The organism is Ochrobactrum sp. 19YEA23 (genome assembly GCF_029909865.1).
In the GTDB taxonomy this organism is placed as follows: domain Bacteria; phylum Pseudomonadota; class Alphaproteobacteria; order Rhizobiales; family Rhizobiaceae; genus Brucella; species Brucella gambitense.
Genome location: NZ_JASAMQ010000004.1, coordinates 451,597 through 471,129, shown reverse-complemented (window position 1 = coordinate 471,129; position 19,533 = coordinate 451,597). Strand labels below are relative to the sequence as shown.

Below are 19,533 nucleotides of genomic sequence, written 5' to 3'. Positions count from 1 at the left end.
TCTAGCGAACCACAGTCATCCAACTGAGTTCGTTGATCTGTCCCGGATTCACGGGCCTGATAATTTCGTGGTCGATAAGCGACCAAGCCGCAGTCCAGCGGCTTGAACGGCTCGTGCAGTTCTTGAACAATTGCCCAAACCGGAAGTGGCCTGGGCAGTCTTTGATCTCGTTGGCCAGCGCCAGATACTCACTCTCATTGTAATGAGAACGGGCGCGTAGAATGTTCATGGCGTTCAAAAATGCATCGATGTTAGCCTCGACTTCGGTGAGAAGTCTGAGCTTGATGTCGGGGTGTCGAGTTTCAATTTCACCCAGTGTCCCGATGCATTCCATGCCTGCCCGTTGAATGCGCTCCAGCACATCTTGCATGGCCGCCTTTTTCTTGAACGGCTTAACTGCAATGGCCAGGTGGACTCCGCTTTTCAGCACCACGTAATAGTCGAAGGTATGCTTTCGTCGGACACCATCAGCGTCGACGTAGCTCATTACCGGGTACTGAGAATGAAGTTCCTGAACGTCTCGCCGCGCCTGAATTAATGTCGAAACCCGGTGCTCAAGTTCACTTTCATGGAAGACAACTGTAACTTCATGAACAGTGGAACCACGAGCGGTTTTGGCATTCTTCTGCTGAGGTTCACGGGTTGCAAATCCAGGGCGGGGCTCTTTCCAAAACTTGACGGAAGAGCCGCCACTCTCGGATGAGGCTGCCTTATATTTCCAAGCCCCCGACCTTGGTCAGGCCGTGACGATCTTGGTCAATGAGCTGCAGCAGATCACGTGAAGCGTCAGCTTCGGCGATGAATCCGAGACCGGCACGTTGAAGACTGATGTTTCGAGATACTTGACGAGAAAAATTCATAACTGTCCCCTGAAAGCTTTTGGTGGCCAGGATGGCCGAAGTCTGTCAAATGGGGAACACAAGGATAAGCCGATGCAATTGCGCAACGGGTATTAAACCGACGCCAATACTAGGCCTTGCTTGTGCTCCACTGGGTAGTCGGTTTGCGTATCATGGTGATGTTATCCTTTTGCTTGAGCGTTTAAGCTCAGGGCGCTGCATATGGCAGCATTTCAATTTGATTGCAAGAGTTAATTTGCGGGTGCTGCACTTTAGGAATTTCTGATGAGCTTGAAAAAATGCCTCTTAGGATAAAATCGCCTTTGAATTTAAATCGCCGGCACGCAGAATATACTTATATACCCTATGCGAGCCTCGTCATGTTTGAACTCAACACTATTTCTCAGTGCAAAAGCAATTCTGAAGTTAATGCGGAGCGGTTAGAGAACTTCTGCCCAGAGTTTATGTTATCAGTAATGTGTCTGGCCGCCGAAATGGGCTGCATAGGGTCTTTAACAGGAATGATGGAAAATCGGGGGCAATTGGTTAGGCAATATGGAAACAATCAACAAAAACGAATGTTAGAGCGGCTTGAGGGTTTTTTGGAAAGAGCAATCAAGATTGAAGCTACGTGGGGTGAAGGCAGCCTGCTTCAACTCCACCACCCCTTCGTGCAGTCCGAGATCAAAAATAAAAGGATCTCTTCAAACGAAGTCCTGGCCTCTCAGAGGTTATCGGATGATTTCCGATTGAACTTTAAATCGTGAACCTTTTATTTTCGCCATCCATGGCTCTCTTGCTTTTCCAAGCAGCTGCAACGGCCAAAACTTTATTGCGAAATATACCCAAAGTTTTACCGTCTGGAGCAATGACTATATAGATTCCGTCATTGCTTTGCATTAAAATGTAGTCTTCTGGCATGGTTTTGTCGACGATGAGATAGAAGTCTACTAATAGTTCGGCTTCGTGTTCCTTAACAATTTCGCTTTCGTAGAGCCTAGCTATTAAAGGAGCTCTGTCTGAAGCCTCAACAACTTCGCTAAGAGGGCGGGGGCCACAAACTATTCTTAAATTCTCCCCTAATTTTCGAAAAATCAGGATCTCTTTATTTGCAGACTTCACTTTTTCAGCATCTTGGTCGGAAGCAAAAATCAAATATCCAAACTTCACTGTGAGTACCCCAATTAAAAAGATAAGTGCAAGTAGCCACAAAATATTAAAGAATGGTGCGCATCCAAGTTGAATTTTCTGATTAAAATTTGGATTTCCCGTTGAAAAGTTAGGCATTTGATTTTTACGAGGAAGGCTTCAATTAATCCATTATTTTGTTGGGTAAACAATCGCTCGTAGTCAGGGATTATCGTATGAAGATGGTGCTAAATGGCATCGCGTTGATGGCGACATTCGGTGTTGGTGTTTCACTCGCCAATGAGCCAGCCAGCCGTGAGGAGGCTTTCCGTCTCGCCAATCAGGTTCGCAAATGTTTTAGGATGCCTCTCAACCAGTCTGGAGACGCTGTTATAGAATTCCGCCTTCACAAAAACGGAAGAGTAACTGAGATTGAAACGGTGAAATCTGGAGGATTCACCAACTATGTTGTCGGATTGGCAGCTGAGGAAGCCGTGAAAAAATGCCAGCCATATCAAACCTCGATTGTCGGCAAGGTGAGAGTTCCGTTTATTTTCAAATCCGCCGCACCGATAACTGAAGAGCCACAGTCTCAATAGGCGATAAGGATCCAATCGAGCAAACCTGATATTTGCACGCTATGATTAGAAGCGTTTGCATGTTGATCGTCGGCTTCGGAGCACTCATCCAAGGCATTCTTGCTGGCCTGCCGCGATTACCTACTTTCTAATTGAGCTGGGCTATCTGTGAACCGGTCACGCAGCGATATCCTTCGTTACAAGTGCACGAAGGTTATTTGAGAGTTGGCAATCAACGTCGTCAACTTGCATGGACCATAGCGCGGACAACCACGTTACCGTCTCTTGAATATGATCCAAAGGATAAAGGTCATATTCAGTTGACGTAAAGGGTGCATCGGTCTCGGTCAGGATCCGGTTCACAGGCATTTGGCTAACAAGTTCCTTCCCTTTCGTCGACTTTAGCATCGGTCTACCAACAGAAAACCAGCAGTCCATTGCAATTGCCCTTTGCAATTGAGCGTGACTACCAGAAAACCAGTGCAGGACCGGAATGCCAAAACCTGGGTTATCTTCCAGCGTGTCTAGAACGGGTTTAGCAGCATTGCGACTGTGTATTGAAAGAATTCGGCCGCCTGCTTTTTTGCACGAGTTCAAAATATGACGGAATACATGCATTTGGGTGTCAAAGTGCATTTTGTAGTCGCTGCTACCATCTAATCCGATCTCACCTACGTATCTGGTCTCGGAAACAAGACGATCAAAAAGTGAGAGTTCCGTCTGTCTAAGGTGAGCGAGCTCGGGGTGTAAGCCGAGAGCCGTCTTTATCCTTTTGTAGTCTTTCGCTAAGGCGGCTGTCTTCAAGAATGCTTTAGGTGTCGTTGTTACAGACAGCATATAGACACCTGCCTCATCGATTGCTCTGGCTGCTCGATGAGGCTCTTTTAAGAGGTCTAAGTGGCAATGAAAATCAATCAACTTATTATTTTTTCCGACCGCAGATAGTTTGCGACCTCATATAATCCCTTTTTATGTACGTCAAACCAGCCGTCTCTTTCTCCCAGGTCCAAAGGCAGTGGCCCGCTCGACATCGCCAAGATTTTAAGCTCCGCATCCGATTTCTGCTGAACAGCGTAAGCCATCGACATCAGGTCGTCTTTTAGATGAATGTTATCACTGTTCATGACTTGGTGCAGTGAGTAGCTGTATTCCGTCGTGTCATCAACACCGGCGGCGAAGAATGCCGCACGTCGAATAACACAAGGGACGCAGTGGCCGCATTGCTTATTCTTTCTTTTCCATTTTCCGCAGGACACCGTGTCCATCGCGGTGGCCGCATCTTGAGTATTTAAACCAAAATCCTTCAACATTCGACCTTTGGTGGAATGCCTATAAGGATTGCGAATTTCAGCACGAATACCGACCAGGTCGAAAATATCCTGCATTTGCTGAAGGTAATGTGGATGCGTTGTTCGTGTGCTCAATGAACCAACTCTTCGTGATGTGAGCGGTGCATTCAATGCAATAAATCCATTCTCTGGCACATAAATTGGAACGCGGCTATTAGTAGAATTGAGTTGAGCTATGGCCTCTGCCGCGACTGCTGCGAATGCGATGAAGTTAAAGCTACGAGTTCGCATCGTAGTATCATTGCCTTTAAAGCGCCTCATGGGGCTGGCATTAACAGCAAAACGTTCGGCTCGCTTGGAGAAGGTTTCAAAGAGCCGATCTTGGTATCCTTTGTCTCCTGTGTAGGCATGACTTATTAGAATAGGGACTTCGCCGTCGCGGAGCAGCTCATTAACACCAATCCAGCTATCGAGTCCGCCTGAGAATAAGCTGACGCTAGTTACTCCTGCGAGATTCGCCTTTCTTTTCTTATTTGTTTGAACTGCAGCCGGGCAGTTTCTTCCTCCGCCCCGAAGAGTGAGGGACCAGTTATCTCCGCTAAGGAAATTCAGCAGTTTTTCAAGCTTGGCCTGCGCAGGTTGCCAGACGACCGGCTTCGCAAGTGGAATATTCAATTCGAATGTCCGTGCCCAACCATTTTGCGCGTTTTTCTCTCTCGGCGTGAAGGAATCGGCAGCGGTTACAGCAAGCGCTATAGCGAGAAGGTCAAAGGCAACGGTTGACGTATTCGCACTAAGCCGCTGAACCTGATCTGCTACAGTATTTCCTATATGAGCAGTGCCATCGATCTTCGTCGTTCCGAAAAGTTGGACATCGTGGGTTCCAACTTTGCTGAGTATGGAGTTTGCAAGGTCATCAGTGTGAAACTTAAATCTGTTCGCGGTCATTGATAGCTCTCCCACTCTGTCCAGACTGAACTGACCGTCTCGCGCATAAATTTTTTAATGCTGTCCTTGCTGTAGGGATAAGTGCCCGCCTTGAATTTATTATGTAGCGTTGTATCCACGATAGCCCTGATCAGATCGAGCAGATTGCGCTCGCAGTCAGCCGTCTTTTTAACGTTGTCGGATCGATCCCATGCACCACCAACTTCTTCTACTATCGATTGAAAAACAGATAACGCCAGGAATTCCGATAGGATGGCGTTGATGGTATCGCCTGTTAATTCAGCAGGATCGAAATCCTTCTCAACATCCAACACAGTGGCGACAGCCTCCTGTACGGCAACATTGATCCTGTCAGCATCAGGCGTGTCACCTGATAGCAATTCGCCTAATGCCTGCGATAACTGATCGAGCGGTTTGCCAACGAAGTTATTTGAGCTGAAGCCGGGTAATGATCCGCTATCAGCGAGGCCCTGTAATGCTGAGTATAAACTACCGCCAGCGGTATAAAAATTCCCGAAACGTCGTGGACCTACAGAATTCCCGCCAGTTGCGGTTCGGGCATAATGGCCGAGCGCCTTCTTGATATCACTTTTATCGCCTCCATTTGCTACTGCCTTGCCAAAAGTAGTCCTAAACGCCCGGAAACGCTGGGGTTCCGGAGTTGGCAATTTAACGTTTGGCTGATCGTCTGCCCATGATGGCACTAGTGGTTGTGCGCCATTTGTCCCGCGCGATGATGCTGATGTCCCCATGATCCCCTCAGTTTCGGATGCCCTTTAATACTTGTTCCAGCCATGGAGCTGGATTGGATATTTGATTTGTGAAACTCAAAAGGATGGCCGCGCATTCGGGTCTTTTACTTGCCAAGAGAATAGGCCCGTTTATATCGTTTCTCTTTTTCGACCAATCGCTGTTCTGACGCAACGAAACAACAAGTTCCTGCATAACCTCGGAAACTTCCTCTTGAGGTATTTTCCCGATTTCGGTCATTGCCGCTTTTGACGTCAGGCTAGGTATTTTAAGTAGTTCTTTGACTACATTGACCGAAACCGCCGATAGCGCTTTGGACTGTATTTGCAGGGGGAGAGTCTCTCTTGCCAAATAAATAGCTGGCCTCAGATCGATTCCATTTAAGGAGGGTTCCAAGTCGATCCATTCATCAAAGAACGACCTATATTTCTCTATTGCTTCTGGCAGTTTGGTTCGCTCGTCGCTGTCTTTTGCAAACAGCGAGGACTTACCGTTTCCAGCATCATTGATGATTGTCAGCAGCTGTTTAAATGCCGCTTCATCGGTGCATCTTTCGAACAGAGCAAGCTTTGTAATTATTACTTCGTCGAGCTCCATCTTACGTCGCTTAGCTGTCGCGTAACGCATCCTTACGATATTCATCATTCGTTTGATGAGGCGTGGATTTCCACTCACTGCTGTGGAGTGCGCCAAAATAGGTGCTATTCGAAAGGCTGTATCAATTTGTGCAGAGAGATCTGCGTCGCTTACTTCCAAAATAGCAAGTACGTCTTTTCGTTCTATTTTCTGGGTGTCTTGCCATGAGTCTTGGATGTTCTTGATGAGGTAACATCTGAGTTTTTCGATAGCTTCACCGTCAGCCCCCGAACGGCTCGCGATCAGCATACACAAAAATGCTAGTACTTCTCGCATTCCAAGCTTCGGCACAGCTACCGGGAATTGTATCAACTTGTCCAGGTAATCAACGACGTGTCTGGGTGATGCGCCCTTGAAGTGAGTGGAGACTGCATGCCTGATGATATCCACATCGGCAGCCACGATGAAAGCTGTATTCTGCATTGAAAGGAAAAGCCTCATGGCTTCAAGGCTTTTGATAGCATTTTCGGGTAGGCAGCGATCAAGATTGTCAACAAAGACCACTAAGCGTTTGTTCATCGAACGAAGAAGGTCGCTGAATTCTTCCTTAAAAGCAGCTATTTCTTCCAGCGCAGATTTGATTTCTTTTGGAGCTATCAGTCCGTCTGCTCTCTGCTTGACGTCGGTTAGCGCAGCCTTAATATTGGCACTGTCTTCTTGATCGGCATCGCCGTTGAACACGTTACCCAACGATTCCAGCCCCTTTGTGGCTAGACCGAAACTGGGAACTCCAGCGGCCATAAGTCCAGCGTCAAGTCCCAGTCCCAGTAATCGCAGCTTGTTCGTCCGCTTTACCAGCCCGATGGCTTTGTCTTTCAGACTCTGAGGCGCGGTCGTCATTAGCTTGGATGCGATAACTGTCATCAGAGCTGACTTGGCTTCGTCATAACCTTGATAAAGCCAGGCATCGAATTCGACGACGATAGTGTCCTCCCGCTCGGATAAAGTCTCTTCAATGAGCCTTAATACGCTCGATTTTCCCGCACCCCAACCGCCGTATACGCCGACAGAAAGGGGAAATAGCGTATCGTCAGTCACCATGTCGCAGATTAGTTCTGCGAGCTCAGTATAGTTGAGGTAATCTATGTTTGTTTCGTTATCTGACCACATAAAAACAAAATGTGTTGATTTGAAATATTTGGTCAATAGCTATTCTGCTTTTATTCAGTAATCGCTTTGGTTGTTCACGTAAAAATTGCATCCACTGACATGACCTGTGGTCATCTGTTTGGTCGTTTTCCATCCCGCCAAGAACGTGACGCTGGAACGCACAAAGGCGTGCTAAATCAGGCTACGTAATGAAAGGGAGAGATCGTAGGTAGCCTGGGAGAAGTCAAATCTATCTGGAAAAATCGAAGTTCGAGCGGAATACGATCCAGCCAAGTCAAAGTGCATCTACGGTCTCACGACGTGCCATGATCGCCGCGAAATCAGCCAAATCTTTAGGGCCAACATAGCCTGCTGCGGATATCGGGGTAATGACGATGGGGTCGACGCCAAATTGGTCGGCCGTGATATCAACTATAGTCTTTCCAAAAATTACCCAGGCGTGGTCTTCCCATCGTGCCCCAGAGTAGAAGCCATAGCTGTATCTAGTGCATCGCTACCTCCGGCATACGGCGTTCCGCTCATCCATTCAGCAGAATGGCCCACATGTCTCGGTATATCCCGGAGAAACAAGTTGGTTCTGCCGCAAGTACATCGTGACGCGGGATCAGGCCCGTATGGCAACCCTAAAAGCAGCCGTCAATCAGCAGCGCTATGGTTCAGACACTGACGATCAGGTCGCACCCCAAGATGGCCCAGTAAAGATGTCGTTTGCAACCTCTCCGAATCAGCGTCAAAAATGCTCCCGGGCGCGCTTCTGCGCATTATGAAAATTCAAGCCAGGTGCCTTATGCCAAGCATTGATGCTGATAGACCCATTACGGATGTGCAGACCGATGAATACGGCTTCGCCGAAATGGCGAAGAAACTTGCTCCTTCTATAGCCCAGCTCGCAAATGCTGAGAGTGTTGTTTTCGGCATCGAAGGGCCATGGGGTTCAGGTAAGACGAGTTTTCTAAACTTCCTTCGCTCCTCGCTGGAAACCGATCAGAAACTGCATGTGGTGACACTTGCACCGTGGTTGATCGGCGATAGCCGCAATCTCGTATCTGCCTTGATCACTTCCATGGTCTCCGTCTTAGACGCCCTGGAGGCTAAGCAGCCAAATGTTAAATGGAGCTTTCGGAAAGCGAAGGTCGCGAATACAGCCGATCTGCTCAGAGGTTATGCCGTCATGACGGGAAGAGGCCTAGCACCATTGGCCAAAATTGGTGGGTTGTTTGCGCCTGGAATCAGCGCAGTGGGTGATGCGCTCGAAACGGGCGCGAATGCCTTAGACGCTGTCAAGGGACAGAGCGAAACTGAGCTGAAAGAAAGCATTGCTACCCGAATTAAAGAGCTAAATGCACGTTTCATTGTTCTTATCGACGACCTTGATCGCCTTGAACCACAACAGGCGGTGGAGGTGGTTCGATTGGTCCGATCGGTCGCCGACTTCCCAAACGTCGCATACGTGCTTTGTTACGACCGGGCAATTTTGGGAAACGCCCTTGAGACCGGACTGTCTGTCGAGGACGGCGACCTCTTTCTGCAGAAAATCGTGCAGTTGACGTTCGCATTGCCCATGCCGGAGCCATTCGATCTTCGGCTGTCGCTCAGAAAAAAGCTGACGGCACTGTTCAGGCGAGTCACTGGAAGGGATTTGGTCGGCGATGAGCGCGACGACTTGATGCGGTCGGTGGACCGAGAGGGCACGCGGTTGAGAACGCCGCGTGATGTTAAGCTCGTGCTAAACGGCGTTTCGTTCATCTATCCTTCGATCGCGAACGAAGTTTATTTTCCGGACCTTTGCCGAATTCACCTAATCAAAATCGTTCACCCCCGGCTTCATCAGTGGATTGAGGAGTACCTCGGATTACGGAGTGCGCTAGTATCTGGCGACGCGCGCATTGACAAATCGGAACGCGCAAGGCTCGGTGATCGGTTGTTGGAGTTGATGCCTGACGACGACGCAGAGTCTCCAAACTCGATTTGGTCGCTGCTGAGTTTCGTACCCGGCCTTGTGAAAGCTGACAACAGTGCCGAGCGCGTTTTCAAGTCGTTAAGTGACCGAGACATCGAACACTTGATCGATGCGCGGCGGCTCGGTAGCCCGTTGCATTCTCGGTTCTATTTTGCCCTCGGTGCCCCGAAGGCCATGATCCCAGAAGCGGATATGCGATCGCTTCGAGAAGCAGCGGGGCAGGATGTATCGGCCGCCACCAAAATCCTCGACGGATACATCGAGAACGACCGGCACTATGGGCAAAGCTGGATTGAGCACCTGCTCATAAGGCTCGACGAAGTAGAGCTTCGAACCTACTCGATCAACCAGTTGGCCGGGCTGGCAACCGCACTAGCAATCAGCGCTGGACACGCCATTCGCAAGCATGAGCGGATAGAACCTCTGGCCGTCTCGCTTTCTACGAAAATTCAATGGGCGGTCGATGTCATTCTAGCAAAAATCAAAAGGCTTGATGCTACTCGTGCCATGTCGGTTACCAGCGAGATCTTTCGCCAAGGCGATCTTGCATGGCTCGTAGGCCGCTATTACCGCCAGCAGCTCTATGACCACGGTCGAATGGGAGACAGAGCAAAGCCCGCCGATCAGCGTGTCCATACCGACGCCGTGATGGATCAAGGGCGGGCCACGCTTGAGGCGCGACTGTTGGCAGCCACCGACGATTTCCTGGGTTTCAAAGACTTCGGTGCATTCATTTTCGGATGGCGAGATATGTCTGGGGTCGAGACCGTGAAACCCTGGGTCACGCAGAAAATTGAGGCGGATGCAGATTTCTTAAAGTTCCTTCTTCAGATGCGGAGCTGGGCGGCTAGTGATCGCGTCTACTATCCGTTGCGACGCGACGCTGTGGAAATCTTCCTGCCGTGGCGTGACGTGATCAATCGCCTTCAACAGATTGAACGGCGGGCGGACGACGAAACATTGCGCACCGTGGACATTATCAAGCAGTCAATCAGGCAGGGACGCGACGGTGCAGGTGATGATTTCAATGCCGGCGAAGAACACTCAGACGAGGCGGTAGCGGACCCTGACCCTGCTGACGTTCCGGAGAGGTAACCCACGTCACTGAGCGGTCAGCACCTGGAAACTATTGGGATGCACTCCACTATTTGTCCGCTTTCACTCCTCGCTATCTAAAAAAAAGCGGACTGTGTGGACACGGCCTGTTCGAGTCGAAAATCAAGTGCTCAATGAAAGGCAGGTTTCGGGATCCTCGGTGGTCCAGTGTGAAGGACAGACTTGGCGTCGGAAACGGTCATTGATAACTGTTTAGTTCCATGGCCGCTATTGCATACGCGATCACCGACACCGGCCCGACCGCTGCGGGCATCAATTCTGACATCGACAACGAAGTCATGTTATTGTGAAATGCGTAGTGTCCGCGCAATCAAGAGGGAGTTCGCATGCGTACCGATTGGAACCTGATCAGAAGCATGATGAATGCGGCGATTGAAGCTTGCGAGCGTATTGAAGCGATGGGTTATCCATCACTCGACAAAGACGCTACGGTTGATATCAAGGGACAAAAAGTCAGTGTTCAAGATTTCCTGACGAGCGCGTGCGCTTATCCCGAAAATATTCGCTATCAAATAATAAACGCGCGCCATGATGCCGGGGATGACTTGCATTACGTGCCGGAGACCGCTCGCGTTGTCGTTGCCATGGCTCAAGCGAGTGTTGAACTGATTGGCGCAGGGGCTTCGAATCCTGCAAGTGAAAATATTCGAAACATGATCTCGTGGTTTGATGTGCACCTGCCCGAGGGCCTTAAAGTGGCAGTCGCTGGCCAACGCGATCAGTAATTATCACGCTCTTCGATGTTAACGTTGGTTCAGCATTAAACTTCAAGTCAGCCGCCCGAATGATAGTTATTTTGCGATGCAAATCGGTTCTGCGAAAGTGAGAAATAAAAATGGCTATTCGAATTGTGCATAGCTGGTTTGCGCAACAAAAAAATGCAAACTGAATAGGAATTAGGCATAACGCATCCAGCTGCGGTTCGCGCCTCCTCCCATTGCGCGGCGCAGCTGTTCCCCTCTGGAGGTTTTTAAGACCTTCAAAACTTAAAGGGCCACGGTTTTCCGTTGGCCCTCTTTTTTTGCTTCTCGCTATGAGCATCAGATCTATTATCCGGCTTTCAGGTTGGTAACTGAGCCAGCATTTTCCCCACGAACATCAATAGGGTGATTTAAAGATTTCAGAATAGCCTTTTCGTCGACCTCTCCGTTTCCTTCTAACTGGTCCACGATGAGCAGAACGGCACTTGTTCTTTCTTCAATGATTGCACAGGCTTTAATGAAACAAGATCGAAGGGTCTTGTCGACAATCGTTCGAAGCTGTGAATTGTATTTGAGCCAATCGGTTCTGCAATCACAATGAGCGGACCAAAAAGATAGGTTCTCACCCAGTCCGTATGAAGCCTCCATTTTGATAGCAATTTCGGTCGCTTTGGCAAGATCTGACCCTGTTGCTCCTCCGCCACCGTCCGAATGAGTTCCAAGAATGACATGTTCAGCCGCCAGGCCTCCTAGATAGCTGCAAATCTCGGCTTCGTAATTTTCTCGTAATTTGACAATCTTGGGCTCTGTATTACGCATTTTGACGCCGCCCAGACGAGCGTTTCCACTTCTGACTTCGCGACTGATCATTACTGAAACCGGCATCATGCCTAGGTTTTCCGAAAGGGCATGAGCGACGACGACATGTCCAGCTTCGTGAACAGCAATACGGTGAATGTCGTCAGGCTGAAGGGATGCAGTAGCTGGTTTCAATCTCAGCAAATCGGACAGCGCTAGGGGCCGTTTTTCCAAACGCGCGATATGTCGAGCTTGACGCACAAACTTTGCGATATCTGCTCCAGATGCCTCGGTCAAACTTTCCGCCACGTCAGAGATGTCCTCGCCTTCGAGATCACGACCAAGATGAAATCGAAGAATTCCTTCACGCTCAGCTGGTTCGGGTAGTGTGATCGACACATGGTGTTCGATGCGCCCGGAACGCGTGATTGCAGGGTCAATTAAGTCTGGCATGTTTGTCGCCGCAATAACGAAAACACCTTCTCTGTTACTGACGCCATCAAGGTGTTCGAGCAGTCCATTGATGACTTGCCGCCCATAATTCGCGTTATGTCCCGACAGATTAGCTCGATTGCCGAAGCTATCGAGCTCGTCTAGAAAAAGAATCGCTGGAGCATTTTTGCTGGCTTCTTCGAAAGCAAATCGCATAGCTTTCAGCAGATCATCCAGACTGCCTTGCGATTGCCAACGGGCAAGTGAATGCGGGTACAACGGAAGATTACACGTGTTGGCCAGCGCACGTGCAAACATTGTTTTGCCCACACCTGGCGGACCACTAAGAAGAATTCCCCGGTCAATATCTGCCCAAGGTAGCTGACCGGTACGATAAAGGTGAAGATCACTGGCTAAAAGCTTACCCCAGATAGCAGCCGACCCATATCCAACTAGGTTATCCAGGTTGATATCTGTTGCTCGGGATTCTTGAGAAATCTTCGTGACGCAAGTGAATTGATGGAGTTTCTTTCTGATTTCCGTTTCAGTCCAATTTTGAGTGATAAACGTCGCGATGCGGCTCAGGGGAACGTCACGAAGCTCATCGATTTTCGAAAATTCAATTTTAGTGTGCTGAAAACCCCGAGCGACGGCTTCGCAAAGTGATACGTCGGTTTTAATTGTAACAACGTAGTCTGCTGTTGCCGATACGTGTTCAGGCAATGATAACTCATTGTGCGTCAAGACGACGGTTTGCCTTGCCCACGAAAATTCTTCGGTTGGTCGCTTTAACCTTTTTTGGCGTTGCGCCTGCTTTTCGTCGATTGTGATGATCTTTTGGGAGCGCGGGCCCGCACAGTAGTGTTTGATCTCAGTAAGCGCGCGTTCGTAGAATACCATATCTTCTTGGTGATCGATAATGATAGCAAGAGTGCACACTCGCCCTGCTAGAAATTGTTGAAGGCCGTGTTTTCGAATTTGCCTAGTGACGTGTGCCCGAGCCAGCTCCAAGGCCAAACCGTCTTGTGTTCGTTGAAAATACTTCATTCTGTTTACTCACACTGCGTGGAAGTAGGGGAAGGGGTGGCCGCCAGTAGCGACCCGATATTCGGATGAGTTTCATCGACGTTGCCCTCATGGAATTAATGCTGCCGTCCGAACCTGGCTGGATTTCCGAGCCTATAGAACCTGGAAAGTGTACGTGCGAACCGCATTTCAGGATCGAGATAGTAGAGATCGCTGGTAATGATGAGCCTGTTGCGACCAAGCAAAGGATGTTCCTGAACCAGTCCTTCTAGACATGCAGCAGGCCGAGTAGTCTGTTTCCAGTCGTATAGCGCGGGACTGTCATCAAGAATATCAGGTGTTGGCTGTTTGCCATCTCGGAGCATCTTCAGATCATCGATCAGTTGGTGGAGTTTGCCGATCATGTCGTTCAGATAATTTGGGCTATTCATCGTAAGACTCCTCATTATCGGGCGCGTAAACGCCGATTTGCATCATTTAGGATTGTGGAGGTGAACTAGGTTCTGGAAACGCGTGTTTCCGGAGCTATCCTCTCAGTCAAATCGAATACGATTTCACCGGAGAAATAGAGCGCGGCGATTGCCGCCATTGGCTCGCTTGAATTTCGAATGAGTTGAAAACAATGCTTAAGCGGAAGTGGGCCGTCGTCATCGAGAACGGTCAGAAGGCGCACGCGGTCAGAAAGCGAAACCGTTGAGGTTCGCGCATAAGGTAACAAATCAACTGCGTTGGCGATGAGCACAGCATTGTTGTCGTGCAGGTAACTGACGCAGTCGTAGAGCCAGCCATCAGTCTCAGCGGCGGCGATTGCCCAGTCTGGCGGTGATGCCGCGTCTACGAGATAATCACCGTCGTTTCGTTGGATTGCGAAATCAGGAATGTGGTAGCCGTCCCCGAAACGTACGAGCAGGGGCAAACAAGTCCAGGCAATTACGTTAGGAGATAGATCAAAAAGACATGCCAGGTTACGTGCTTGTTGCGAACGGAAGAGCGGTTCGCCACGGCACTTCAGTACCTGCGAGGGTGAGAATTTATAAGCGGACGCATTCAGTCTGACGTCCTTGAGAAGACGGTCGGTAATAGATTGGAACATGGAAGAGAGTTCCTCTGATCGCGACGGCGAAACGTCAGCCGTCAATGAACAACTGGTTCAGCAATCAGATGAAACGTATTCGAAGCACGCGGCTAACATCACGCTCAGTGGAGCGTGATGTTAGCTTCTGGGAGTGGGTGAGCGCGTGTTTCATAGAAAGAACATAACAGGAACAAAATGCGAGAGTCAAGGGATTAATCCCGAATGCGTGTCGTGGCCGTACCATTTGCCCGTCAAAGGATTGCACAATCCTGGAAGCTTGTACCATTGATGAATACGAAGAAAGTCGTTGACGTTCTCTGTTGCAATGGGAATCTGGTGGCGTATGGAAGTGGCCGCTATTTGAAGGTCTTGGCCGAATTTAGGCTTCTTAGATTTTGCGTCGGGCACCCAGAGAGATTTTAACGCGGGCGTAGAGATCATTCGACCTATAATTCTTGCGGTGATGACGTCTTGATCGAGGCAAATGAGGTCACTAGCGAGCAGTCGGTCCAGCCACTCCTCTAGGGCATTCGCTCGGGGCGAACCAGAAAATCGCAGATTCTCAATTCCTTTCTGAATCTCGATCACTGTCGAAACAGAGATAGCAAAATAATTATCCGGAAATCGCTGAGACCATGTGATAATTTGGGTCGGAGGATTCTTGTAAGCAAATTTGCTTAAGATACATGTATCTAGAAGCAGGCGCTCATGCGTGTTCATACGGCACTCGCAGGCTTGATTAACTGGATATTATCATCGAAGCAATTGACAAGAATTTGGTAAAATAAGAATTAGTAAACCGAACGGTGGCCTGTAAAGCCGCCGTTATCAGACATTGGATAGTTATTAGATGAAGACTGGAAAGCTTTGGACCGTCGATGAGTTCATTTCAGATACGAGCAATGTTTTGTCTTCCGTGGCTTTAAACGGGCCGCAGTTTTTAGTGGCGAATGGGAAAACTTATAGAATAGAAGCAGTCGAAGACGCTGAAGCTGATAAGGTCAGAGATATACTGAGCGGCGGTGGTCCTTTGGAGGACGGCGACAGACTGGATTGAGCGGGTTTTCGATTTCGCGCTGTGCTGGAAGCAAGGTAATCTCCCGCAACGATCCTAGTGTCCCTCAGGATGGCGATGTATCGGATCAACCCAATAAACCTCCTCAGGATCTTCTATCGGATCGACGTCTGTGATGTTCACGACAACCGCTTCGTTGTCGGATCGAACCAAAACGCATTCCAGCACATTGTCAGGATCAGCGTTTATCTCCTGATGAGGAACATAGGGCGGCACAAAGATAAAATCGCCCGGTCCTGCTTCGGCCACGTATTCCAGATGATCTCCCCATCGCATCCGCGCTTTGCCTCGAAGGACAAAAATGACGCTTTCCAGTGCACCATGGTGATGTACGCCAGTCTTTGCATTGGGCTCGATTGCGACCGTCCCGGCCCAGATTTTCTGTGCTCCAACACGCGCATGATTGATTGCAGCCTGACGAAACATACCTGGCGTCTGTGCGGTGTTGGGGTCAAGCTGGTCACCTTTTATCACGTGCACCCCGTCGTGTTTCCATCGATCTGGATGTTCGTGACGGTGATCGTCGCTCATGACCTACTCCGTTGAACTTAACGAGAAAGCAAACCTATCGCCCATCATGCTCTGCCACTAATTGTTTCCAGTCAAGATGGTGTCTTCGGCGCTTGATCTCATACGAAAGGGGGGAGGGTCAGTTTTCCGCTTGATCGCGCAGAAGACCTAGGCAATATGGTTTCTGGGCTGGGACGATATGAATTTTCAATTTTTTGGCGAAACCCGATCATTGGTCGGCGAAATCACTGAAGCATTTTTACCTTACGCAGAAGCGGCTGTTTTAAGGCTTCAGGGATTGTATCCTGACGTCAGTTTCTCGCTGGATGGCGATAAAATAACCGTCCGAGAAATCGATGAGCAATCTGTTCCAGCTTTTCGAAGTGCGATAGCCCATCAGATTTATCGCGAGAAGATTCTCGTCGAAACGCTTTCGTTGCGGAAGTCCTTGCTGTCTGCGGTCATAAAATGACAGAGGTCTGGCCGCTTAAGTTCAAAGATACGGGTAAGGAATATCTATTCTCGGACGACGCGGGGGGCTTCTTCCGGTCAGATGCGAAGTTCCTGGATCGCTATGCAAACGGCAATCTTGCCGAACGCGACTTGACGTTCTTGAAGTCAAATGGCCACGCATTTGAAGAACAGAACGACCTTGCGTGGACTTCATTTGCTTATAGATGGTCGCGACGCCAGGCTGTCGCGGGTGAATTGACGTATTTGATCCTGGTTCCCACACTGCGCTGCAATCTGACTTGCGGCTATTGCCAGGTTTCTCGCGTTTCGGAGACGGCGCAGGGCTTTGATTGGAATGAAGAAACGCTTGGGGCTGTTCTCCAGTTTCTGAACCAACTTTCAACCAGATCGATCAAGATCGAATTTCAGGGTGGAGAGCCACTACTTCGGTTGGATATTCTTGAAAAGGTGAGGGCGTTTTGCCGACAACGTTTCGAGAGTGCTCAGTTTGTCGTTTGCACGAACCTGCAAAATTTGTCTGGGCGCGAATGGTCCTTTCTGGCAGATGACGACACTTTTATAAGCACGTCCGTCGACGGAGATCGTAGAACTCACGAACGGCAAAGAACGCATGATGCTTCAAAAACGGATGTGTTTTTCAAGAATTTACACGAGGCAGTTCGGCGTTTTCCAGAAGGCAAGATTTCGGCATTACCTACCATTGATGTCGATAATCCTCCTGATCTGGAAGCCTTGATTTCGAACTTTGAACAGTTAGGCATTCGGTCAATTTACCTGCGACCGATTAATTATCAGGGATTTGCCCGGAAACTGAAGCAGCGTGGTGACGCGCTTCGACGTTGGAATGCTCTTTATTCCGATTTCATTGATCGGCTGGTCGAGCGCAATTTCGCAACTGGATCGGTTTTGGAAGAATACTATTTCAGTCAGTGTCTGAAGCGTATTCTCCGCACCGGATCAGATCAGCATGTGGATCTTCGAAATCCAAACTTCTTTGCGTCAGACTATCTGGTCATTGATCATGATGGCGTGTTTTATCCAACCGACGAAGCCCGAATGCTGTCACGTGTCGGCCGGATTGATCTCAGTATAGGTAACCTCTCAACTGGCTTGGATTCCACGAAGATTGCCGCTCTCAACGCCTCGTCGCTGAATAATTTCGACCCAGATTGCATTCATTGCGTTTATCAACCTTTCTGCGGGACTGATGTCGTCGATGATCTGTCGCGCTATGGTCGTATTGATGTCCCTCGCCACGAAACGTGGTTCTGCGGTCGGCACACTGCGATTTTCGATAAGGCTTTCAACTTTCTATACAGCAATGACGAAGCAATTCGGTTTTCCGTCGCACATTGGCTCGGTATCGCCGATTGGAGCCCTCAGATGGTTGAGGTGCACACATGATACCGCTCCGTATCAAAGCAATGTCAGATGCGTCGGAGCCCTTTGTTGTTAGGCTATGGACAGATCGACCGTTGGACGAGCCGTGGGTCGATGAAGCTTTCGAAGCAAATTTCGTGGCAGATTCAGATGGCAAAAGCATCTTCGAAGGGAAAGCAGGCCGAGTAACAATCTCGGGAATTTCGCCTTCTGATCTCAATGGCGATGTGCTCCTTGTCAATCCGAGAAAGGGTGTCGCTGATCGTCTTGTTCGCAGGAACTCGCCTCATAATACATTCGTAATTACCGAGCGATGTGACCAGCTTTGCGTGATGTGTTCCCAGCCCCCGAAACAGCATCATGTGGATTTGTTTCCATACTTCGAGGCCGCAGCATTGTTGGCTCCGCGCAATGCGGTAATCGGATTGTCGGGTGGTGAGCCAACTCTGTACAAGGGTCAGCTTTTCGAACTTCTCAGCCGTGTAATGCAACAGCGGCCCGATATCAGCTTTCACGTACTTACAAATGTTCAGCATTTTGGCGTTGAGGATGTGTCCGCACTAAGCCAGATTGATCTCGGTCGTGTAATTTGGGGCGTCCCTCTTTATTCAGCAGATGCTTGCGTACATGACGAAATCGTCGGCAAGGCTGGTGCTTACGACCAGTTGCAGAAGAATTTGGCGCTGATGGCCCGTGCTGGCTGTCGGATCGAACTCAGAACCGTGCTGATGCGCCCCAACGCAGAGCACCTGCCGGAACTGGCGAGATTCATTGCGACGATGCTGCCCTTTATTGACGTTTGGGCCATCATGCAGATGGAAAACATTGGTTACGGCAGGAAAAATTGGGACGCGCTATTCTTCGACAGTTCTGATCAATTTATGGGACTGGCTACGGCATTGAACATCGTCCAAAGTCGAGGGCTGGAAGCAAAATTGTATAATTTTCCACTCTGCACTGTGCCAGTGGCTTACAGATCGCTGGCACCAGCTACAATCTCGGATTGGAAGAAGACTTTTCTAGAAGAATGCGATGGATGTTCGGTGAAGGAGGCTTGTGGGGGCTTCTTTGAATGGCATCCACGTAATCACGGTTACAGGGCGTTGGGGGTATTATGAAAAAGAAGGTATTTGCAATTCCATCATTATTGGCAGCTGGTTTTTTACCAGCGGAAGCGCTGGCAATGCCACCAAAGCCGTCCATAGATGACGGAGGAAACTCGAAATCTCTATTCGATGTTTTCAGGATGGACCACGACTACACTCTGGCTGGCCACAGAAGCCACAGTTCACATCGGTCTCATAGCAGTCATCGTTCCTCAACCGGCGGCTATTCCTATCGAGCGCCTACTTACAGTGCGCCGTCCCGGAGTTATGCGGCACCGCTTTATAATCCGCCTGTTAACACAGCCCCTGCGCCGTCGCCCCAATATTATCCATCAGCACCGTCTGGGTCAGGTGCAGGGAGCACTGCAGCGCCATTAAAGACGCTCCCTGGCAACAGCGACAAGTTCAAGGAAGTCGTGAAACAGGTCCAGCTCGCCATGCTCGCATACGGTTACTACAGCGGTGACATTGATGGGCTTCTCGGCCCAACAATGAAAACAGGGCTGCAAAGGCTTCAAGGCGATTATGGATTGAAAATTACGGGAACAATCACGCCGGAAACCCTTGACGCTCTTCGTATTTCAGCCAAGTAAAGTGAGTAA

21 protein-coding genes are annotated in these 19,533 nt (G+C 49.3%); 9 read left to right on the top strand and 12 right to left on the bottom strand.

What is annotated here, in order from left to right; genetic code table 11:
• Position 1 precedes the first annotated feature (1 nt).
• Together QBD01_RS13710 and QBD01_RS13705 are read right to left on the bottom strand one after the other, a co-directional pair.
• Positions 2 to 487 carry a hypothetical protein gene (locus tag QBD01_RS13710; RefSeq protein ID WP_280993262.1) on the bottom strand — a complete coding sequence of 162 codons (486 nt, stop codon included), beginning with the start codon at positions 485 to 487 and terminating at the stop codon, positions 2 to 4.
• 223 nt (positions 488 to 710) lie between these two features.
• The gene (locus tag QBD01_RS13705) at positions 711 to 860 is read right to left on the bottom strand and encodes a hypothetical protein (RefSeq protein ID WP_280993261.1); all 150 of its coding nucleotides are present in this window, start codon (positions 858 to 860) and stop codon (positions 711 to 713) included.
• 359 nt (positions 861 to 1,219) lie between these two features.
• Here QBD01_RS13705 and QBD01_RS13700 point away from each other — a divergent pair, with 359 nt between their 5' ends.
• Positions 1,220 to 1,606: a hypothetical protein gene (locus QBD01_RS13700; RefSeq protein ID WP_280993260.1), complete on the top strand. Its 387-nt coding sequence runs from the start codon at positions 1,220 to 1,222 to the stop codon at positions 1,604 to 1,606.
• On the opposite strand, the gene QBD01_RS13695 is transcribed toward QBD01_RS13700, so the two are convergent.
• Positions 1,596 to 2,126 (bottom strand): hypothetical protein, encoded by a 531-nt coding sequence (locus QBD01_RS13695; protein ID WP_280993259.1) that lies wholly within the window; start codon positions 2,124 to 2,126, stop codon positions 1,596 to 1,598. The genes QBD01_RS13700 and QBD01_RS13695 overlap by 11 nt on opposite strands.
• A gap of 77 nt (positions 2,127 to 2,203) precedes the next feature.
• On the opposite strand from QBD01_RS13695, the gene QBD01_RS13690 reads away from it, so the two are divergent.
• Positions 2,204 to 2,566: an energy transducer TonB gene (locus QBD01_RS13690; protein ID WP_280993258.1), complete on the top strand. Its 363-nt coding sequence runs from the start codon at positions 2,204 to 2,206 to the stop codon at positions 2,564 to 2,566.
• Positions 2,567 to 2,722: 156 nt separating this feature from the next.
• Here the strand turns inward: QBD01_RS13690 and qatD are convergent, their stop codons facing one another.
• The 4 genes from qatD to QBD01_RS13670 are packed head-to-tail and all read right to left on the bottom strand — an operon-like array spanning position 2,723 to position 7,314.
• Positions 2,723 to 3,463, bottom strand: a complete 741-nt coding sequence (gene qatD / locus QBD01_RS13685; RefSeq protein WP_280993257.1) for a Qat anti-phage system TatD family nuclease QatD — start codon at positions 3,461 to 3,463, stop codon at positions 2,723 to 2,725.
• Positions 3,460 to 4,782: a Qat anti-phage system QueC-like protein QatC gene (gene qatC, locus QBD01_RS13680; protein WP_280993256.1), complete on the bottom strand. Its 1,323-nt coding sequence runs from the start codon at positions 4,780 to 4,782 to the stop codon at positions 3,460 to 3,462. Before qatC ends, qatD begins: the two co-directional genes overlap by 4 nt.
• Positions 4,779 to 5,534 (bottom strand): hypothetical protein, encoded by a 756-nt coding sequence (locus QBD01_RS13675; protein ID WP_280993255.1) that lies wholly within the window; start codon positions 5,532 to 5,534, stop codon positions 4,779 to 4,781. The genes qatC and QBD01_RS13675 overlap by 4 nt, the downstream gene beginning before the upstream one ends.
• Before the next feature lie 7 nt (positions 5,535 to 5,541).
• Positions 5,542 to 7,314, bottom strand: coding sequence for a P-loop NTPase fold protein (locus QBD01_RS13670; protein ID WP_280993254.1), 1,773 nt, complete (start codon positions 7,312 to 7,314; stop codon positions 5,542 to 5,544).
• 751 nt (positions 7,315 to 8,065) lie between these two features.
• Between QBD01_RS13670 and QBD01_RS13665 the strand changes: the two genes are divergently transcribed.
• Both QBD01_RS13665 and QBD01_RS13660 read left to right on the top strand, forming a co-directional pair.
• On the top strand, positions 8,066 to 10,333 hold the full coding sequence (locus QBD01_RS13665; protein ID WP_280993253.1) for a P-loop NTPase fold protein: 2,268 nt from the start codon (positions 8,066 to 8,068) through the stop codon (positions 10,331 to 10,333).
• A 347-nt stretch (positions 10,334 to 10,680) separates the two neighbouring features.
• Positions 10,681 to 11,079 (top strand): hypothetical protein, encoded by a 399-nt coding sequence (locus QBD01_RS13660; protein WP_280993252.1) that lies wholly within the window; start codon positions 10,681 to 10,683, stop codon positions 11,077 to 11,079.
• A gap of 324 nt (positions 11,080 to 11,403) precedes the next feature.
• On the opposite strand, the gene QBD01_RS13655 is transcribed toward QBD01_RS13660, so the two are convergent.
• From QBD01_RS13655 to QBD01_RS13640, 4 genes are all read right to left on the bottom strand, one after another.
• Positions 11,404 to 13,332 (bottom strand): AAA family ATPase, encoded by a 1,929-nt coding sequence (locus QBD01_RS13655; protein ID WP_280993251.1) that lies wholly within the window; start codon positions 13,330 to 13,332, stop codon positions 11,404 to 11,406.
• A 95-nt stretch (positions 13,333 to 13,427) separates the two neighbouring features.
• Positions 13,428 to 13,742, bottom strand: coding sequence for a DUF6634 family protein (locus tag QBD01_RS13650; protein WP_280993250.1), 315 nt, complete (start codon positions 13,740 to 13,742; stop codon positions 13,428 to 13,430).
• A gap of 65 nt (positions 13,743 to 13,807) precedes the next feature.
• Positions 13,808 to 14,404, bottom strand: coding sequence for a hypothetical protein (locus QBD01_RS13645; RefSeq protein ID WP_280993249.1), 597 nt, complete (start codon positions 14,402 to 14,404; stop codon positions 13,808 to 13,810).
• A gap of 186 nt (positions 14,405 to 14,590) precedes the next feature.
• The gene (locus QBD01_RS13640) at positions 14,591 to 15,106 is read right to left on the bottom strand and encodes a hypothetical protein (RefSeq protein WP_280993248.1); all 516 of its coding nucleotides are present in this window, start codon (positions 15,104 to 15,106) and stop codon (positions 14,591 to 14,593) included.
• Between the two features lie 130 nt (positions 15,107 to 15,236).
• Here QBD01_RS13640 and QBD01_RS13635 point away from each other — a divergent pair, with 130 nt between their 5' ends.
• Positions 15,237 to 15,443, top strand: a complete 207-nt coding sequence (locus QBD01_RS13635) for a hypothetical protein (RefSeq protein WP_280993247.1) — start codon at positions 15,237 to 15,239, stop codon at positions 15,441 to 15,443.
• A gap of 54 nt (positions 15,444 to 15,497) precedes the next feature.
• Here QBD01_RS13635 and QBD01_RS13630 read toward each other — a convergent pair whose 3' ends face one another.
• Complete coding sequence (locus QBD01_RS13630) at positions 15,498 to 15,992, bottom strand: cupin domain-containing protein (RefSeq protein ID WP_280993246.1); 495 nt, start codon at positions 15,990 to 15,992, stop codon at positions 15,498 to 15,500.
• A gap of 178 nt (positions 15,993 to 16,170) precedes the next feature.
• Here QBD01_RS13630 and QBD01_RS13625 point away from each other — a divergent pair, with 178 nt between their 5' ends.
• Genes QBD01_RS13625 through hxsA form a run of 4 tightly spaced genes read left to right on the top strand, consistent with a single transcriptional unit; the run spans position 16,171 to position 19,524 of the window.
• Complete coding sequence (locus QBD01_RS13625; protein WP_280993245.1) at positions 16,171 to 16,443, top strand: hypothetical protein; 273 nt, start codon at positions 16,171 to 16,173, stop codon at positions 16,441 to 16,443.
• Positions 16,440 to 17,849, top strand: a complete 1,410-nt coding sequence (hxsB, locus tag QBD01_RS13620) for a His-Xaa-Ser system radical SAM maturase HxsB (protein ID WP_280993244.1) — start codon at positions 16,440 to 16,442, stop codon at positions 17,847 to 17,849. The genes QBD01_RS13625 and hxsB overlap by 4 nt, the downstream gene beginning before the upstream one ends.
• Entirely contained in the window at positions 17,846 to 18,943 is a 1,098-nt protein-coding gene (gene hxsC / locus QBD01_RS13615) for a His-Xaa-Ser system radical SAM maturase HxsC (RefSeq protein WP_280993243.1), read from the top strand. Before hxsB ends, hxsC begins: the two co-directional genes overlap by 4 nt.
• A complete protein-coding gene (gene hxsA, locus QBD01_RS13610) occupies positions 18,940 to 19,524 on the top strand; it encodes a His-Xaa-Ser repeat protein HxsA (protein WP_280993242.1) in 585 nt (194 codons plus the stop codon). The genes hxsC and hxsA overlap by 4 nt, the downstream gene beginning before the upstream one ends.
• The last annotated feature ends 9 nt before the right edge of the window (positions 19,525 to 19,533 follow it).

Coding starts and splice junctions, on each gene's coding strand:
- QBD01_RS13645 (WP_280993249.1), bottom strand. CDS start 14,404: ATGTTCCAATCTATTACCGACCGTCTTCTCAAGGACGTCAGACTGAAT.
- QBD01_RS13695 (WP_280993259.1), bottom strand. CDS start 2,126: ATGCCTAACTTTTCAACGGGAAATCCAAATTTTAATCAGAAAATTCAA.
- hxsC (WP_280993243.1), top strand. CDS start 17,846: ATGATACCGCTCCGTATCAAAGCAATGTCAGATGCGTCGGAGCCCTTT.
- hxsB (WP_280993244.1), top strand. CDS start 16,440: ATGACAGAGGTCTGGCCGCTTAAGTTCAAAGATACGGGTAAGGAATAT.
- QBD01_RS13700 (WP_280993260.1), top strand. CDS start 1,220: ATGTTTGAACTCAACACTATTTCTCAGTGCAAAAGCAATTCTGAAGTT.
- QBD01_RS13650 (WP_280993250.1), bottom strand. CDS start 13,742: ATGAATAGCCCAAATTATCTGAACGACATGATCGGCAAACTCCACCAA.
- QBD01_RS13640 (WP_280993248.1), bottom strand. CDS start 15,106: ATGAACACGCATGAGCGCCTGCTTCTAGATACATGTATCTTAAGCAAA.
- hxsA (WP_280993242.1), top strand. CDS start 18,940: ATGAAAAAGAAGGTATTTGCAATTCCATCATTATTGGCAGCTGGTTTT.
- QBD01_RS13710 (WP_280993262.1), bottom strand. CDS start 487: ATGAGCTACGTCGACGCTGATGGTGTCCGACGAAAGCATACCTTCGAC.
- QBD01_RS13675 (WP_280993255.1), bottom strand. CDS start 5,534: ATGGGGACATCAGCATCATCGCGCGGGACAAATGGCGCACAACCACTA.
- QBD01_RS13635 (WP_280993247.1), top strand. CDS start 15,237: ATGAAGACTGGAAAGCTTTGGACCGTCGATGAGTTCATTTCAGATACG.
- QBD01_RS13630 (WP_280993246.1), bottom strand. CDS start 15,992: ATGAGCGACGATCACCGTCACGAACATCCAGATCGATGGAAACACGAC.
- qatC (WP_280993256.1), bottom strand. CDS start 4,782: ATGACCGCGAACAGATTTAAGTTTCACACTGATGACCTTGCAAACTCC.
- QBD01_RS13625 (WP_280993245.1), top strand. CDS start 16,171: ATGAATTTTCAATTTTTTGGCGAAACCCGATCATTGGTCGGCGAAATC.
- QBD01_RS13655 (WP_280993251.1), bottom strand. CDS start 13,332: ATGAAGTATTTTCAACGAACACAAGACGGTTTGGCCTTGGAGCTGGCT.
- QBD01_RS13665 (WP_280993253.1), top strand. CDS start 8,066: ATGCCAAGCATTGATGCTGATAGACCCATTACGGATGTGCAGACCGAT.
- QBD01_RS13660 (WP_280993252.1), top strand. CDS start 10,681: ATGCGTACCGATTGGAACCTGATCAGAAGCATGATGAATGCGGCGATT.
- QBD01_RS13705 (WP_280993261.1), bottom strand. CDS start 860: ATGAATTTTTCTCGTCAAGTATCTCGAAACATCAGTCTTCAACGTGCC.
- QBD01_RS13690 (WP_280993258.1), top strand. CDS start 2,204: ATGAAGATGGTGCTAAATGGCATCGCGTTGATGGCGACATTCGGTGTT.